This window comes from SAR86 cluster bacterium (assembly GCA_023703575.1).
GTDB lineage: Bacteria > Pseudomonadota > Gammaproteobacteria > Magnimaribacterales > Magnimaribacteraceae > Magnimaribacter.
This window is the reverse complement of the sequence record CP097969.1, coordinates 248,323-264,549: the sequence shown is the minus strand read 5'-3', so window position 1 is coordinate 264,549 and position 16,227 is coordinate 248,323. Positions and strand designations below refer to the sequence as shown.

13 protein-coding genes and 2 tRNA genes are annotated in these 16,227 nt (G+C 33.3%); all 15 read right to left on the bottom strand.

Annotated features, from left to right (window positions below; all coding sequences use genetic code 11):
• Nucleotide 1: 1 nt before the first annotated feature.
• Nucleotides 2–898: an NAD-dependent epimerase/dehydratase family protein gene (locus tag M9C83_01290; GenBank protein ID URQ66859.1), complete on the bottom strand. Its 897-nt coding sequence runs from the start codon at nt 896–898 to the stop codon at nt 2–4.
• Between the two features lie 4 nt (nt 899–902).
• Nucleotides 903–2,093 carry a DegT/DnrJ/EryC1/StrS family aminotransferase gene (locus tag M9C83_01285; protein URQ66858.1) on the bottom strand — a complete coding sequence of 397 codons (1,191 nt, stop codon included), beginning with the start codon at nt 2,091–2,093 and terminating at the stop codon, nt 903–905.
• 17 nt (nt 2,094–2,110) lie between these two features.
• A complete protein-coding gene (gene gmd, locus M9C83_01280) occupies nt 2,111–3,193 on the bottom strand; it encodes a GDP-mannose 4,6-dehydratase (GenBank protein URQ66857.1) in 1,083 nt (360 codons plus the stop codon).
• Nucleotides 3,194–3,197: 4 nt separating this feature from the next.
• Nucleotides 3,198–4,154: a hypothetical protein gene (locus M9C83_01275; GenBank protein ID URQ66856.1), complete on the bottom strand. Its 957-nt coding sequence runs from the start codon at nt 4,152–4,154 to the stop codon at nt 3,198–3,200.
• 51 nt (nt 4,155–4,205) lie between these two features.
• The gene (locus tag M9C83_01270) at nt 4,206–5,624 is read right to left on the bottom strand and encodes a mannose-1-phosphate guanylyltransferase/mannose-6-phosphate isomerase (protein URQ66855.1); all 1,419 of its coding nucleotides are present in this window, start codon (nt 5,622–5,624) and stop codon (nt 4,206–4,208) included.
• A gap of 8 nt (nt 5,625–5,632) precedes the next feature.
• The gene (locus tag M9C83_01265; GenBank protein ID URQ66854.1) at nt 5,633–6,751 is read right to left on the bottom strand and encodes a glycosyltransferase; all 1,119 of its coding nucleotides are present in this window, start codon (nt 6,749–6,751) and stop codon (nt 5,633–5,635) included.
• The gene (locus M9C83_01260) at nt 6,748–8,100 is read right to left on the bottom strand and encodes a hypothetical protein (protein ID URQ66853.1); all 1,353 of its coding nucleotides are present in this window, start codon (nt 8,098–8,100) and stop codon (nt 6,748–6,750) included. The genes M9C83_01265 and M9C83_01260 overlap by 4 nt, the downstream gene beginning before the upstream one ends.
• An 82-nt stretch (nt 8,101–8,182) precedes the next feature.
• The gene (locus M9C83_01255) at nt 8,183–9,571 is read right to left on the bottom strand and encodes a hypothetical protein (protein URQ66852.1); all 1,389 of its coding nucleotides are present in this window, start codon (nt 9,569–9,571) and stop codon (nt 8,183–8,185) included.
• A gap of 127 nt (nt 9,572–9,698) precedes the next feature.
• Complete coding sequence (locus tag M9C83_01250; protein URQ66851.1) at nt 9,699–10,919, bottom strand: glycosyltransferase; 1,221 nt, start codon at nt 10,917–10,919, stop codon at nt 9,699–9,701.
• 32 nt (nt 10,920–10,951) lie between these two features.
• Nucleotides 10,952–11,038: transfer RNA gene (locus M9C83_01245), tRNA-Leu, on the bottom strand.
• 58 nt (nt 11,039–11,096) lie between these two features.
• Entirely contained in the window at nt 11,097–12,077 is a 981-nt protein-coding gene (locus tag M9C83_01240) for an NAD-dependent epimerase/dehydratase family protein (GenBank protein URQ66850.1), read from the bottom strand.
• 7 nt (nt 12,078–12,084) lie between these two features.
• Nucleotides 12,085–12,155 (bottom strand) — tRNA-Cys (locus tag M9C83_01235).
• Nucleotides 12,156–12,193: 38 nt separating this feature from the next.
• Nucleotides 12,194–12,730, bottom strand: a complete 537-nt coding sequence (gene pgsA / locus M9C83_01230; protein ID URQ66849.1) for a CDP-diacylglycerol--glycerol-3-phosphate 3-phosphatidyltransferase — start codon at nt 12,728–12,730, stop codon at nt 12,194–12,196.
• A gap of 5 nt (nt 12,731–12,735) precedes the next feature.
• Nucleotides 12,736–14,583: an excinuclease ABC subunit UvrC gene (gene uvrC, locus M9C83_01225; GenBank protein URQ66848.1), complete on the bottom strand. Its 1,848-nt coding sequence runs from the start codon at nt 14,581–14,583 to the stop codon at nt 12,736–12,738.
• A 31-nt stretch (nt 14,584–14,614) separates the two neighbouring features.
• Nucleotides 14,615–16,099: a hypothetical protein gene (locus tag M9C83_01220; GenBank protein URQ66847.1), complete on the bottom strand. Its 1,485-nt coding sequence runs from the start codon at nt 16,097–16,099 to the stop codon at nt 14,615–14,617.
• Nucleotides 16,100–16,227: the final 128 nt, after the last annotated feature.

The following is a 16,227-nucleotide window of genomic DNA, read 5'->3' as shown; positions in this document are numbered from 1 at the left end:
TTTAATCTTCTAATGAATTAATCGTTCTCTCTAGAGAAATAAGCAAAGGTGATTTTGGGTTAGGTGCAAGTTTTTGCATTTTATTCATATTTGCTACCCAGGAACTTCCATCAAAGATACGACTCTCTGATGTATAGTTAATTTTTGTTCCATGACCCATAATTTTTACAACTTCTTCTGCTATTGAATTGATTGAAGTTGCTTCTCCTGAACCTATGTTATAAACATCGCCTTTAGGTCGAATTGAGTCTGCAACTATTTTAATTCTCTGAACTTGATCACCAACATATGATAAATCTCTCACTTCTTCTCCACTACCAAATAAATAAATGTTTTGAGGATCATCTTTTATCTTCTGATAAATATCATAGATTAACTGTCTTTTGAGATTCTCGCCAAAGGTAGAGAAGATTCTCAAAGATCCTAGATATAGTTCAGATGTCAAAGACATCATGCTTAAGTAATTTTCTCCGGCCAGTTTGATAACTGCGTAGTTTGATAATGGTTTACATATATCATCTTCACTTTGTATATCCAATTCTGTAGAACCATACACTGCTACAGAAGATGCAAACCAAAAATCTCCTTCGTAAGACAATTCCTTCAAAGTCTCAACGGCATTTACCAAAGGAACAAAAGTTTGCTCTATATCTATATTACAATCATCAATGGACAGGCCTGGATATGGGTTTCCTGTCAGAAAAAAAATCTTTTCAAAGACTTGTTCTTTAAAAAGTTTTTGAAAAGATTCTTTTGAGTAATCTAATTGCAAGCAATTATTATCTACGATCTGATGAAATCTGGTGGTAGTAACAACTTTGTAATCTTCTGCCATATAAAAATTAGCTAAATGTTTACCTATAAAACCTTGTCCACCAATGATAAGTATCTGTCTCAAAAAACTAAGCCCCGTAATTATTTTTGATAAGCTTATCTAGTATTTTGAATGGCTCTTCAAGAGAATAATGATGATTACCTATAAACAGGCCATTCTTGTGAACTAGATCTGAATTAATAAGAGTATCTGCTTGAGAGCAATCAAAATAGTCAACCATAGGATTATGTATTATGTTACCCGCTACTATTGGTCTAGTTTCAATACCATTAACGGTTAGTAGTTTGACAAATGACTCTCTAGAAATTTCCGATTCTTCCTTGAGTGTAATTGAGAATCCAAACCAAGAACTTTGACCGATTTCCTTTTGAGTTTTTAGAAAAGAATATTTATTGAAAATATCTTGAAACAATTGGGCATTTATTCTTCTTTGTGCAATAAACTTATCTAATTTTTTTAATTGCACTCTTCCTAGACTTCCAGAAAATTCAAGCGGTCTGAAGTTATAACCTGGCAGAATAAATCTAAAGGATTCCATAAAAGCATCATCAGATTTCTTTATAAGTTTGTTAACTTTGGGTAAATTTCTTGTCCACCCATGTGCCCTTATAGATAAAAGTATATGATAAATCTCTTCATCATCAGTTGTTATCATACCTCCTTCCATTGTAGACATATGATGACTAAAAAAACCGCTACATGTACCAAATAAACCAAAACTTCCTGTCTTCTTTCCTAAATATTCAGCTCCTAACGATTCACAATTGTCTTCTATTAAGATTAGCCCATTTTCATCAGCTATTCTTTCAATCTCATCATATGCATTCGGATTGCCGAGTAAATTTACTGCGAAAATTGCCTTGGTATTTGGTGTTATTGCCTCCATCAATTTTTTTGTATCAACATTGAGAGTATCGATATCAATGTCTACAAACCTTAATTTAAGGCCATGAAAATAAAGAGGAGAATAAGTAGTTGACCAAGAAACGGCGGTTACCAAAACCTCATCACCTTGATTTAATTTTGGACCTTGTTGTCTAAAAAAAAGTGAAGATAAACCCAAGTGATTAGCCGAAGAGCCTGAATTTACCATTACACAATATTTTGATCCATGATAAGCAGCGAAATCTTCTTCAAAAGCTTTAACATTCTTACCCATAGTAAAATTATCACTTTCGATAACTTTATAAATAGCTTCTCTTTCTTGCTCGTCCCAAGAAGAAACTGCTAGAGGCAGTATGGGTTCTTTATCTTTCATAAATTTTGACTGGAAAATTAGGACTTCTTTCTGTAAACTTTAGTAGAGTTGATACCTAATTCTAATTCATATCTAGATATTTCCAGATCATGTTCGACCATTTCATCAATCATTTGGTCTATAGATATCTTGGGTTCCCATTTGAGGTCTTTTTTGGCCAAACTACTATCTCCCAATAAAGTTTCAACTTCTGTTGGTCTAAAGTACTCAGGACTAACTTTAACAACAAGCCTCCCGTTCTGATCATAGCCCTTTTCTTCCATTCCCTTGCCTTCCCACGTTATCTTCATATCTAGTCTCTCAGATGCCATAGATACAAACTCTCTAACGCTATATTGCACTCCGGTAGCAATTACATAATCCTTTGGCAAGTCATTCTGTAGAATCAACCATTGCATTTCCACATAGTCCTTAGCATGTCCCCAGTCTCTCTTTGCATCCATATTTCCTAAGGAAAGTATTTCATCTGACCCAAGAGAAATTTTGGCTAGGGCTTTAGTTATTTTTCTTGTAACAAAAGTCTCCCCTCTATAAGGAGACTCGTGATTGAATAAAATGCCATTACAGGCGAACATATCATATGCTTCCCTGTAATTTATAGTTATCCAATAAGCATAGAGCTTTGCGACAGCATAAGGACTTCTGGGGTAAAAAGGAGTTGTTTCTCTCTGAGGTATTTCGGTAACTTTACCAAACAATTCTGAGGTTGAAGCTTGATAGAACCTTGTTTTTTCAACTAAATTTGAGCTTCTTATTGCTTCGAGTAATCTCAATACACCTATTCCGTCTGCATTAGCTGTATATTCCGGTTCTTCAAAGGACACACCTACATGGCTTTGAGCAGCTAAGTTGTAAACCTCATCAGGACGAACATTATTTACTAGATGAAATAGACTACTCGAATCTGTCATATCTGCGTGATGGTAGAAAAATTTCTTATCAATTAAATCTGAATTAATCAGATGGTCTATTCTGTCTGTATTATAGAGAGAGCTTCTTCTTTTGAGTCCATGTACTTCGTACCCCTTTTCTAATAGAAATTCGGCAAGATAAGAACCATCCTGCCCAGTTATGCCTGTAATTATAGCCTTTTTAGTCAAATGATTATGTTGATAATTTGTTTTTTCCTAATCTAAATGGAGAAAGAGAGAGAATTACTTCGTAACGCATTAACCTAAACAAACCCAGTATAAAAAGACCAATTAAAAAACCGAAAAAAGTACCAAAAACGCTTATGAGAGCTCTATAAGGTTTTGACTTTTCCGTTGGCAAGAAAGCAGGGTCAACAATATCTAAAATAAAAAATTCATCTATTTCAGCAAGCATTAAAATCTTGAGATTTTTTTCTTTGAGTTTATTTAGAAGTAAATTTAAATCACGCATTGAAGTTTCTGCAATAATATTGTCAAGATAAACTATGGAACGCTGAGCTCTACCTACTTCAATATCTTTAACTTTATCATTTACTTCTCTTACCAAGTTCGTCAAGAGTTCTTGAGAAAAGTGAGGTGAAACATGCTCGAAACCAAGTTTTGCATATTTTGTCTTCCTATCAGTTTCAATGGAAAATCTCAATAAAAAAGCTTTGTAAATATCGTAGTCAGAAGGCATATAATCCAGCTTATCCTCATCGACGTTATATCCACTCGCTTTGTAAACAATTGAACCATCCTCCCATCTCTTAGCGTGAAGTAGTTCAGGTAAGTAATCATATTTCTTTATAAAATCAACTACAAAAGCCTTTGATACCAGTAGCTCTTTTGCCAATATTACGTTTGGATCGGTATCAACACTATCACCAAAAGTGACAAGAGATGACAATCCTCCGAAGTCAAACCCTCCAACACCTCCTCCCGACAAAGAAACGTCTAACTGAGTATCTTTAGGCATCAAAGTAACATTAGAAATATAATTATTAGGTAAAATAAGTGCAACGGTAACTGAAATTACCGCGGCAATAGAGCTAAAAAGAGTTAAAAAATTTCTTTGTGACCAAATCCATGTTGTCATCTCGTAGAGGTCTACCGAATCTGAGTTGTTATTTTCGAGGGATTCTTCCATATTTATATTTTAACTCTAATCGTAAAGGCTATGCACATAAATCTCTTAAAACTAATCTCTACCATATTTATCTGAGTATCTTACAATATCGTCTTCACCAAGATAACTGCCCAATTGTACTTCAATTATTTCAACATCCGAATCAGTTGTATTGGCTAAAGAATGTATGACTTCTTTGCCTATAGATATCATGCTACCTACCGGATATCGCTCTATATTATCTCCTACTTGAATTTCTGCTTCACCCTTTATTACGACCCATCTTTCTGATCTGTGAAAATGCTTTTGAACTGATAATTGTTCTTTAGGGTAGACATGGATTCTCTTTACCTGATAGTTATTACCTCCATCAATTGTTTCATACCAGCCCCATGGTCGGAAAACTTTCTCACTAGAATCAAAAATGCCTTTTTCTTCATCATTTATCTTATCAAGAATCTTATTAGCATTTTCTCTTTTGTTTAAGTTTGTAATTAACAATGCATCTGGAGTGTCAATAATTGCAAGGTTATCAACCCCTGAAACACCGACTGTCCTTGTTTGAGAATATATGAGATTGCTTCTTGAATCATCTATAAATATTTTTTCCCCAAGAATAGCATTATCGTTTTCGGTAGATTCTAAGTTTAATTCTTTGAGGCTGTGCCAAGAACCAACATCTGACCATTTGCCTAGAAATTCTGAGGTGTAGGTATTGCTAGATTTTTCTAGAATTGCGTAGTCGATGGAGATATTTGGCAATTTCTGAAATTCTTTTTTATTAATCTCTATGAATTTATCTCTTTGAATGAATTCAAGGTTAACTTTATTTGATTCCTTCCAAAGACTGCTAAATTCTTGGATTATAAAGTTTGAATTGAATATATTTATGCCGCTATTCCAATAAAATTCATTTGTTGATAAATATTTTTTTGCAGTCTTTAGATTTGGCTTCTCTTTGAAAAGGATTATTTTCTTAAGTACATCTTCATTATTTGTATGATGTATGTAACCATATCCTACCTCTGGAGAGGTGGGTTTTATACCAAAAGTGATAAGTTGACCTTTTTGCTTTACCTTCATGGCGTTATTAACTGTTCTTGCAAGAGCATCTCGATCGTAATGATGATCAGATGGCATAACTAGTATCTCTGATTCTACATCTTGTTTTTGGATATATTTTGCTGCAGCAAAAATAGCTGGGGCAGTGTTTCTTCCTTCAGGTTCAATTAAAACTAAACAATTTAAATCTTTAAATTCTTTCAGGGTGTTTTCGATCAGTTTTAGATGATTTTGTCCTGTTACAATCAAAATACCTCTTAAATTAGAAAGATTAGAAGCTCTTCTGATTGATTTTGATAGCAGAGAACCTGAATTATCTATATCAATGAATTGTTTGGGATAAGATCCTCTTGATAATGGCCACAGCCTCTTTCCCGATCCACCCGCGAGAATTACAGCCCATAGATTTTTCCTAGTTTTATTATTCATTTGGATTTCTATTTTAAATAATTAAAAAGCTGATTAAATCGTTTACTCCAAGTATGGTCATTTAAAGCTCTTCGATGACCTGCCTCTGAAATTTTCTTAGCTTCCGTAACATTATTGGAATAATATTTTGCTTTTTCAATTAAGTCAGTTTCATTACCGAAAGGAATTGCCTCCTTTCCTCTCTCGTAAAAAAAGTCAAATTCCTCAGAATCTTGAGTTAATAGCATTGATCCAGAAAGTGGGATTTCAAAATCTCTAAAGTTACACCCAAACGTAACCTCATAATTGAAAAAATCGTTATCTTTTCTTGATTCAGGGAAATTCAAAGATACTAATGATCTAGATAATATCTTTCTATAATTCTTGTCATCTGGAACTCCTCCCACTTCAGTCAATTTCATAATTTGTTTTTGAATTAAAATTCTTTCACTTTTATTTAAATTTTTTAGTCTTTTTTCATTTGTATTTAAGTTATATACAATTGGAGCGACATACAATCTTAGGAAATTGGTAATATTATTATTGAGATACCAACCAGGACCAAACAACTTTAAGTCTATACCTGATTGTAGGAGCCTCCAAATATAGTATGGCCTTTTCCCATATGCTGAACCAACAAAAGATATCCCTATATCCTGATTACCTGAAATTTCATAAAGATTTTCGTTCGCGGCCATGGGTAACCAATAATTATTTGCTCCAACAGAGTCGTATAAGGCTTTATGATTTTTTGATATGTAGGTATTAAGCCCTATGTAAGGAGAGTTTCTTTTGTGCAGAATGTCAAATTGATGGCTATTGCAAGTCCAATTCACAGTATAAACCTCATCTTTAAGTTCTTTGTATAAATTAGGTGTTACTTGCTCATCTGATAAAAAACCTAACAAATAATCGAAAGGGGCTTCTTGCTTGAAGACAGAGATTATGTGTTCTTCAAGTATATTTTTTTGATTCTCCAGAGTTTCTGTCTGATGCTGTTTTAGAAATTCATCAAATTGTATGATTGTGACTTGATGGCCCAGAGTAATAAGTGATTCATAAATATTATCTTTGAATATTGCGCTGTTAGGAACAGGAGCAGCAGCTGATCCCATAACTAGCAAAATTTTAAGGCTTTTATCTTTCATCGAGATAGATAAATAAAGTTAAGAATCAAAAAGAATATAAAAACCATTATAAACCTACTAAAAAATATGAAAATTCTTGAATTACTATCAAAAAGCGCCAAGAGAGGTACGGCTATAGAGTAGTAGACAGTATGCTTACCTCCATAAACTAAGATACCTGATAAATAAAATAGGGAGAATATAAGAAGGATCATAAACTGCGACCTGCTCGGTCTAATGTTCACAAGAAATATCAATAAGCTTAGAAATAATGTTAAATTGAAAACTGATGTAAGATAACCTGGGATATGATACTCATAACCTGTCACCTGATATAAAACTTGTGTCCAAGGAAAGGGGCCTACAACAGAGTATATAAAAGAAACTGGTAATGCGATGATTTTACTAAGGAAATCTACATTTAAAAACCTTCCAAGAAATATTTCTATTAGAATTGGTGTAAGAGCAACTAAACCAATCAAGGCAAAAATGAAGGCAATAAGGTTTGATTTTTTGAAGTTTCTAAAATTATAAATTACGGAATAAACTATGTTGGTTCCAATACCGACAATCAGTGGTATCAGGAAATAAACTTCTCTAACCAGGCTGGAGACCCAGCTAGCAAAACCAATAATCACAATTTTGAATAAACCATTACTCGAGAAGAAAAACACAAGGAGAAAAACGCTATATAGGACCAACATTTGTCCAAAAGTGTCTCTTGATAGAATTGAGGTTATCATTTCGAAAGGCTGTAAAAGCACAATCAAAAAGCAGAAAATAGCATTCCTGCTGTTTTCGTTAATTTTCAAAGAAATAAAATAAATTAAAAAAGCTGCATAAACCGTCACTAATGAGTTAAAGGTTGCAACGCTTAGAGCCTTTACACCACCAAAATAAAAGAGAAAAGACATGAGGTATATCATTTCATAGTTTTTATTTTCGGCGGCATAACCAGCTACTGTATCTGCATCAGCTGTCCCTGCTGTTCCGGCAGCAAACATATCCATCGAATCGAAAAGCCACATATACTCATCAAGATAGGAAAAGTCTGAAGAACTATGTCTGAAATAGTCGGGTTCCAAAAATATCAAGTAATGGACGATCCCTATGCTCAGTCGTATGAGATAAAATAAAAGAGCATACTTTAGAATAGACACTACAAAATACTTTTGAAGCATGAAATAAAAAAAGAAAATTGCTATTAGTCCACCGGAGGTAGCAATCAAAATGCTCGTGCCGTTATTCATTTCTTCATTTGATAGGGACAAAACTGCTAGATATAGTCCGAAAGACGCCGCTATGAAAAAAGAGACTTGAATAGGGAATAAATTCCCAGTATTTCTTAATAATTGATTAGCACTCAGCATGATGTCATTGTAAGAGAATAAGATCTCTAATGCTTCAAAATTCCAAAAGAATGCTTGCTAGGTCAGTTGCATGAATGCAATTCTATTTTATAGCTTTGAATAGTAACCAGCCTAAGTCTCTTACTCTCTTACTAAAAATGATTAACAGAAATAGTAAAAAGGTAATAAGTAGGAAACTTAAAACATTATTAAATACGCTATCCTTTACAACATTAAAAAATCCTATGAACAAAGCAAGCAGATACACACTTAGCTCGTATCTAGAGCCGGGATAAAAAATTTTATAAATATAGTCTCCTGTTTTTTCTTGAATCAATTTAGCTACATAAAATAAAGCTATGAGGGAAGATATAATTCCAGCTAAAGGGAGACCAAAGATGTCAAAGTTGCTAACCAAAAGATATGTAAGAGACAATCTAACGATAGACTCGCCTATACTTATATAAGCTACAGATTTAAAGTTACCGGACGTATAAAGTATAGAGTTAAATAAGTGTAGTTTGGCTACCAAATAAACATTAAATGCCATTAAAAGCACGAACGAATAATCGAAAATCAGCTCCTCTTCAAGCCACAAAAATATAAGAGGGCCTAGACTTGCGATAATTATAGATGTACCAAGTAAGTGAATTAGTTGAAAACTATAAATAGTATTCTTAACAACTTCACGAAGCCTATCTCTTTCTAACCCTGAAAAAATATGTGAAAGAGAGGTGTAGGTAGAAGTTGCTATTCCCGTTGAAAACATTTGTATAGCAACAAAGATTCTCTTCAGAATTGATATGAATGCAGCAATCTCAGTAGAAAAGAGAATGCCCGCTACGGCAGTCTCTATATTCTCAGACGTAATAGCTGAAAACTTTCTTAAATACAGAAATTTTATGTCTCTAAACAATGATAAAAATCCTAAGTTTGAAAAGGTTATTAAACTCTCTTTGAGATACCTCCCCCAAAGAACTATCACTGTTAGCAAATATAAGAATACTCTAAGAAAATTAGGAAATAAGATACCCAATGCCAAAGCAATGATTCCAAGATCATTTATCAGGCCCACAACTATCACAAAAGGCGAGGTAATTATGGAAAGAAAATTTATGACATTATCTTTAAAAGTTTGCAGCAAGGACTGAAGAAATGAACTCAAAATACTGTAAATAGGAACGAGACATATAGCAAGTATGTAAAGCTGCATAGCGCTCTCAAGTCTTTCTAATTGCCCATTATTTTCATAATTGATTAGGTACGGAACAAATGAAGCAAGAATAAAGCCAAAACAGAGTGTAATAATCATGAAAAGGCCTGCTATCAGAAAAGATGAAAGAAATGTACCCTGAAATTCTTTATCAGAGTCATTATTAAAGTGTTTGGATAGGCGTTGAGAACAAACTGAAGATATGCCAGGGTCGATTAGCATAATTATATTTATTGTTGCTATAGCAGTGAGCCATGCGCCATAATCGGATAAACTCATGTATTTCAAATAAAGTGGAACCAAAACGATGGAATTTATAATCAGGACAATGCTAGTACCATAATTGAATAACACATTTACGAACGTAGCCTTGGTTTTGTTTATTTCAGCGGAGTTTATTCTCACGTTAGAGATTTAAGCTTTGAATTACTGAATCATTTTGGTCAAAATGAGTGACTCTTTCGAAAGTTACCCTTGCATTTGATGATAATTTGTCCCATAAGCTTGGATCCTCTATGAGCATTTGCATATCTTTAATCATTTTATCTAAATCAGACATTGGCGAAATGAGAGCATTTTCTCCATCCATTAGAAAATCTTTGTGTGCTCCAACATCAAATGCCAAAACAGGTTTTTGCAACCCCATAGCTTCAAGTAAAGCAAATTCACCGGTCGAAGGATAGTTTGAAGTTATAATCACTGCAAAGGAATTTGCGACATAAGATAAAAAATCTTTGTGAGAGTCCAGCCCTGAAATGACTTCAAGCTTTCCAGAATTAATGTAATCACTAAGACTATTGGTCTCTATAAATCTTTTTGCGACAGTCTCTTTATAAATAATCATCTTAAATTTAAGGTTAGTCGTTGCATTAGAATGAATAAGTTGAGGAACAAAATGCGAGCCTTTTGCTTCACTAATTTGACCTGAGATGAGGAAGTAATTGCCCTTACTCGAAGCAATTCCATCTAGACCTGCAGGTTCAAAAAAAATATTTGACGATTTTGCTTTAGTATCGTCTAGCCCGAACATCTTGAAAGTCTCACGTTGGGATTTAGAGTATCCTAACAAAGCATTAGCCTTTAAAAATCGCTTTCTTGATAGAACCTTCTCTATTATTCCCTTCATGTAAGGCACTGGATTATTTGTGTCTAAGCATCTATTAATAAATGCATGAGTAAAATTTTGATCCATACACTTGAAACATTCTCCATTTTTTAAGCCAGCAAAATTTTTAAGACACCAAAACTCATTAGTGAGAGGTAAATAAATATAAGGTAAATCCGACCTCTCGGAATTTAAATAATCAATTGAAACTTTATTACTTATTGTGCCGAAATAAAATACTAAGTCAGGCTTAAAAAGCTCTATTAGCTTCTTAAATTCTTCGATAACTTTTTTTTTCTTAGGGAAGAACTGATCAAAGAATCTATACGGCTCTTTAATAAAATAATCTATGCCTTCTGACTGTAAAAATCTTTCTTTCTGAGAAGAAAAACCTGGAACATCTTCTGCAAATACTCCTACTTGATGTCCTTGTTTTTTTAATGTTTTAGCAAGGAATTGGGTGGATCTATGCCCCGAATCATTTCCCCAAATTGAATCTGGTATGACTAATATTCTTTTCATCGGCTACGCATATTAGCTTGGACTCTGAAAATTGGTGCCCGGGGCCGGACTCGAACCGGCACGAAGTTTCCTTCGAGGGATTTTAAGTCCCTTGTGTCTACCAATTCCACCACCCGGGCAATGATTGGCAATTTGCATTATATGATTATGATTAGTTTAAGGGTCATGATTATGTAACTAGTTAATGTTTTTATATTCGGTAAACCAATCCAAAAAATTATCCATACCATCTGAGAAAGTAGTAATAGGGTTGAATTCAAGCAATTTTTTAGATTTATTAATATTAGCCCAAGTTTCTTTTACTTCAATAGAAGAATCCTCAAAAGAATAGTCTGCTTTGGTATTGAAATATTTCTCAATATACCTTACTAACTCCCATGTGCTTACTGGAGAATTATTTCCTAAATTAAAAATTTCGAAAGGAATATCATTGGTAAAATTTTCAAAGCTTACCGCCTTACTTAGTCCATGGATTATGTCATCGATATATGTCATATCTCTGGACATTTCTCCCTTGTTATACACTATTATTTTTTTCCGACTACTTATTAAGTCAGCAAACTTAAAGTAAGCCATATCTGGGCGTCCTTTTGGTCCATAGACTGTGAAAAACCTAAGGCCAATTGTAGGTATATTATTATTGAAGGCAAATGAATGAGCTAACACTTCATTGCTTTTTTTTGAGGCAGCATAAAGGGACACAGGGCTATTTGTCTTGTCTGATTCAGCATATGGTACGTCCATTGAATTACCATATACAGAACTACTAGAAGCAAAAACAAACTTTTCAACAGACGAGTTCTTTAGACACTCTAGAAGATTATAAAATGAAATGATATTTGATTCTAAATATGAATTTGGATCTACTAAGGAATGTCTTACACCGGCTTGGGCTGCTAGATGTAACACTAAATTAGGCTTAAAACTATTGAATACTTCTCCTAACTTATCAAGCTGAATCATATCGAGTTGATTAAAAGTAAAATTTGTTAATTCTAGGATTTCATTTAATCTGGAATTTTTTAAATCCACGTTGTAATAACTATTTAAGCTATCTATTCCCATCACTTCATAACCTAGATTTGAGTAGTATTTCGATGCAAAAGAGCCGATGAAACCTGCAGCTCCTGTTATAAGTATCTTGTTTTTACCTCTCATTTTAATGAGGCTGAGGTCGGAATCGAACCGGCGTAGACGGATTTGCAATCCGCTGCATAACCACTTTGCTACTCAGCCTTGTGCGCTATTCTATGTATCTAAGAGAAATAGACCAGTTATTTAATCAAGTTTTTATAGGCCTTAAAATAGGTATATAAACTATGTAACGAGATATATGCGGCAAGCCAAAAAAAGAAGACTGTAAATTTAAAGAATGTTTCCTCGAAATTTGGAGATACTATCAAAAAAGACAGGGCAGTAATCTGTACGGTTGTCTTACTCTTTGCTAGGAAACTAACTTTTATTGGATTACTTCCTAAATTTTCTACTAAAAATTGTCTAAAGGAGGAAATAATCAACTCTCTAGAGATAATAATCAAAGCTGGTATCAAAAGTTCTTTATTTCCCGAAAAAGTAATTAGATAAAATAAAGGAATACAAATTAGAAGTTTATCGGCTATTAAGTCAAGCAAACCCCCTAAAGAACTCTCAGTTTTAGTTTTACGAGCAACATACCCATCTAAATGATCTGTGAGACCCGCTGTAATAAATAAAGCTAAAGCTATCCAGTTTCTATTATCATTCTGATCAGAAATTAGATATAAGACTGGAAAGATTAATAATATCCTGGAGGCTGTAATATAGTTTGCCATATAAATTAACTGTGCAATTGTTTAAAAATCGATTCAGCTGTAGTTCTTCCAATGCCACTCACTTCAGATAAATCTTCAATACTAGCCCTTTTTATTTGCTCTAATGAGCCAAAATATCTCAGCAGAATTTTTTTTCTGCTTGAACCAATTCCCGATAGATTATCAAGAGAAGACTTGATGGAAGATTTTGATCTCCTTTTTTTTAAGGATGTTATCGCAAACCGATGAGTTTCATCTCTTATTTCTTGAATAAAACGACAAAAAACTGAGCTTGAATTCATTTGAATTGTCTGGCCATCTGCAAGATGAATAGAGTCAAAGGATAGTTTTCTTCTGGCTCCCTTAGATATTGATATTAAATTGAGATCATCTAAACCCAAATCTACAAATGTTTTCATAGCAGAATTCAGATGGGCTTTTCCTCCATCGATTATGACTAAATTTGGAAGAGTTCTTTCATTATCTTTGGAAAATCGTCTTTTTATTAATTCATCCATCGAACCTATATCATTTCCAGAATTTTCCTCGCTTATTTTATAAGTACGATAAAGACTCTTATCTTTACCTTCTATTGAATAAACAACACAACCCGCGACTGCATCAGTACCTGATTGATGACTTATATCATAAGACTCAATAATCTTGATTGGATCCTTAATCTTCAAGGTCTCATTTAAAGATTTAATCTTAACCTTAATGTCCGTATCAATTCTGTCATTTCTAAATACGTACTCTGTATTCGCCCGACAAAGATCTAACAATCCTTTATCTTTTTTTCCTGGCTTAGTGATAATAGAAATCTTCTTTGAATGAAAGTCGCTTAAAGCCTTTTCAAGTAAGCTTTTATTTTGTACTTCATTCCCAAATACTAATACAGAGGGACAAATTTCAGCGGATAAATACTTTTGAAGTATGAATCTTTCTAAAATATCTTCATCCATAATCTCATCTTGGAGGATAAAGTTTTTATGGCCAACTACCCAGCCTTGTTTTACGTGTGTTACACCAATTTTCATAACACCTTTGATAGAGGATAAAAAAATAGCATCTCTATTTTTCTTAAAGCCAGTAATGCTTTGTGATCTTTGTATATCTCTTAGAGCTGAGATTCTATCTCTGTAAATAGCAGCCTTTTCATAATCCTTCATTAAAGAGAATTTATCCATGAAGGCGTAAAACTCTTCAATAAGTTCTTCAGATCTTCCCGTCAATAATAGCTCTGCACCTTTTACTTCTTTTTCATATTCGTCATTGTTTATCAAGCCCACGCAAGGAGCAGAACATCTTCCAATCTCGTATTGCAAGCATGGTCTTGATCTATTCATAAAATAAGAATCAGAACAATTTCTTAATTTGAAAGTTTTTTGAATTAATTTGAGAGCATCTCTCACGGCATAGTTATTTGGAAATGGACCCAGAAATCTTCCATTCTCTTGCTTCTTTCCAAGGTAAGATTTTGCTGAAGGAAATTTTTGCTCTGTGTCAATTTTTATCCACGGATACCCTTTATCATCCTTAAATTGAACATTAAATTTAGGTTTTAGCTTCTTTATCAAGAACTGCTCTAATAAAAGAGATTCTAATTCAGTATTTGTTATGGCAAACTCTATCCTCCTTGCATCTTGCATCAATTTATCTAATTTTTTTGTTCTAGATGATAATCGGAAGTATGAAGACAACCTTTTATCAAGTAATTTAGCTTTGCCGATATATATCGGATGATTAGCACCATCCAAAAACTTATAAACTCCGGGCTTTTGTGGCAACCTTCTAATGAATTTGGAAATATTTTCTCTACCAGAGGGAATGAGAATCGGTTTTTCTGTATATATATTTTCCTGACTTATTTCCATTAAAAATAACTTTTAAACCAAAATTTTCTATCTAATTTTTTGGAAGAATATCTCTTGCAAAGAATTTTGAAAAAAAATTTTGATTATCTTCGCTTCTAGATGCTAATTTCTTTCCTAATTCTACTCCCCATTGATCAAAGGGATCTATGCCTAGTATTAATGATTCTATAAATGTTTTATGCTCATAAAGAGCGATAAGAAAACCCAAGCTCCGATAATCCAAAGAATTCAGTAAGATTATAGAACATGGATTATTTCCTTTTACTGTCTTGAAATGACTTAGGTCGTCAACCTCTCCGTAGCTCATTGCCAGTACTTGAGCAAGTAACATGTTATGAGAATCTAAATTATCTCTAAGCTCTTGATTGACTCCTATAAAATCGCATGAAGTCTCTGTTTTTCCTTGCATTAGCCATTGAAAAGTTGAATGTTGTGCATCAATACCATAACCCCCCCAAATCAAAGGTGAAGTAGGGAAAAAACTTTTTTCATTTAAAAAATTTACTGTTTTCCCGTTACTCTCCATACTAAGTTGAGAGATATACTTAGGAAGAGACCTAAGTCGATAGTTATAAGTAAATATTCCATGATTATTGATTTTCAAAGAGGTGCAATTCCATACTGCAAATAAAGCCATCATTACCGAGATATTTTCACTCCATGGGCTGTTCAAAGTATGTTGATCTGCTAAGTAAGCACCATCTAGAAAAGACATATAATCATCAAAACTGGCATTAACAAAAGCAGGTAAACTTATAGAGGACCACACCGAAAATCTGCCACCAAGAGAATCTAGAATCCTAAATTGATTAGTCTTTGGAATACCTTGTCTAGTCATTTCTTCATAATCAGAAGAAATTCCATAAACTTGCTGAGAAAACTTTATTTCAGGATTCTCCTCAAACCACAATCTGACATAATCAAAATTTTTAAGTATTTCAGAAGTCTTAAATGATTTTGAAGACACTAGAACTATAGTATCTTCCTGTTTACATAGATTCAAAGCTTCCTTCAATTCAATTAGATCCAAGCTGCTGCAAAAATAAACATTCTTTTCTGCAAAAGAAGATTGAAACTCACAAAGGAACTCTGGTCCTAGTCTAGAACCTCCAATACTTAAGCAGATTATATTATTTATATTAGCTTTGCTTCTGAGTTCTCTAAGGAAATTCTCAATTTTCTTCCTTTCTTTAAATATTGATTCAAAACCTTCGACATTAGACGGTGACCTATAAATTGTGTGCGAAACATTTCTATTTTCAGAAACATTCTCGAAAGAACCATCTATTAATTTTGAAAGAGAATCCTTTATATTTAACTGATCTGGTATCTCGAGAAGAGTGTTAATAACATCTGGAGTAATCCTTTGTTTTGAGTAATCATAGTTTAATAAGCTTGTTTTAATATTACTTGCACCCGGTTCTTCATGCGCATTAATTGAAGAAATATTTTGACCTGAAATATAATCAGCGAGTTTTAATAGCTCTTTGTGAATTTTTTTTCTTCTATTAATCACTTCTTTTATTTCTTGAAGAAAAATACAAAACTTCCAAGATAATCGTTGTGAGTATACCTAAGCAAAAGACGGTCAAGATAATTACTCCTATCGGGAAGTCAAATTGAAAGAATAATAGATCCAAACTT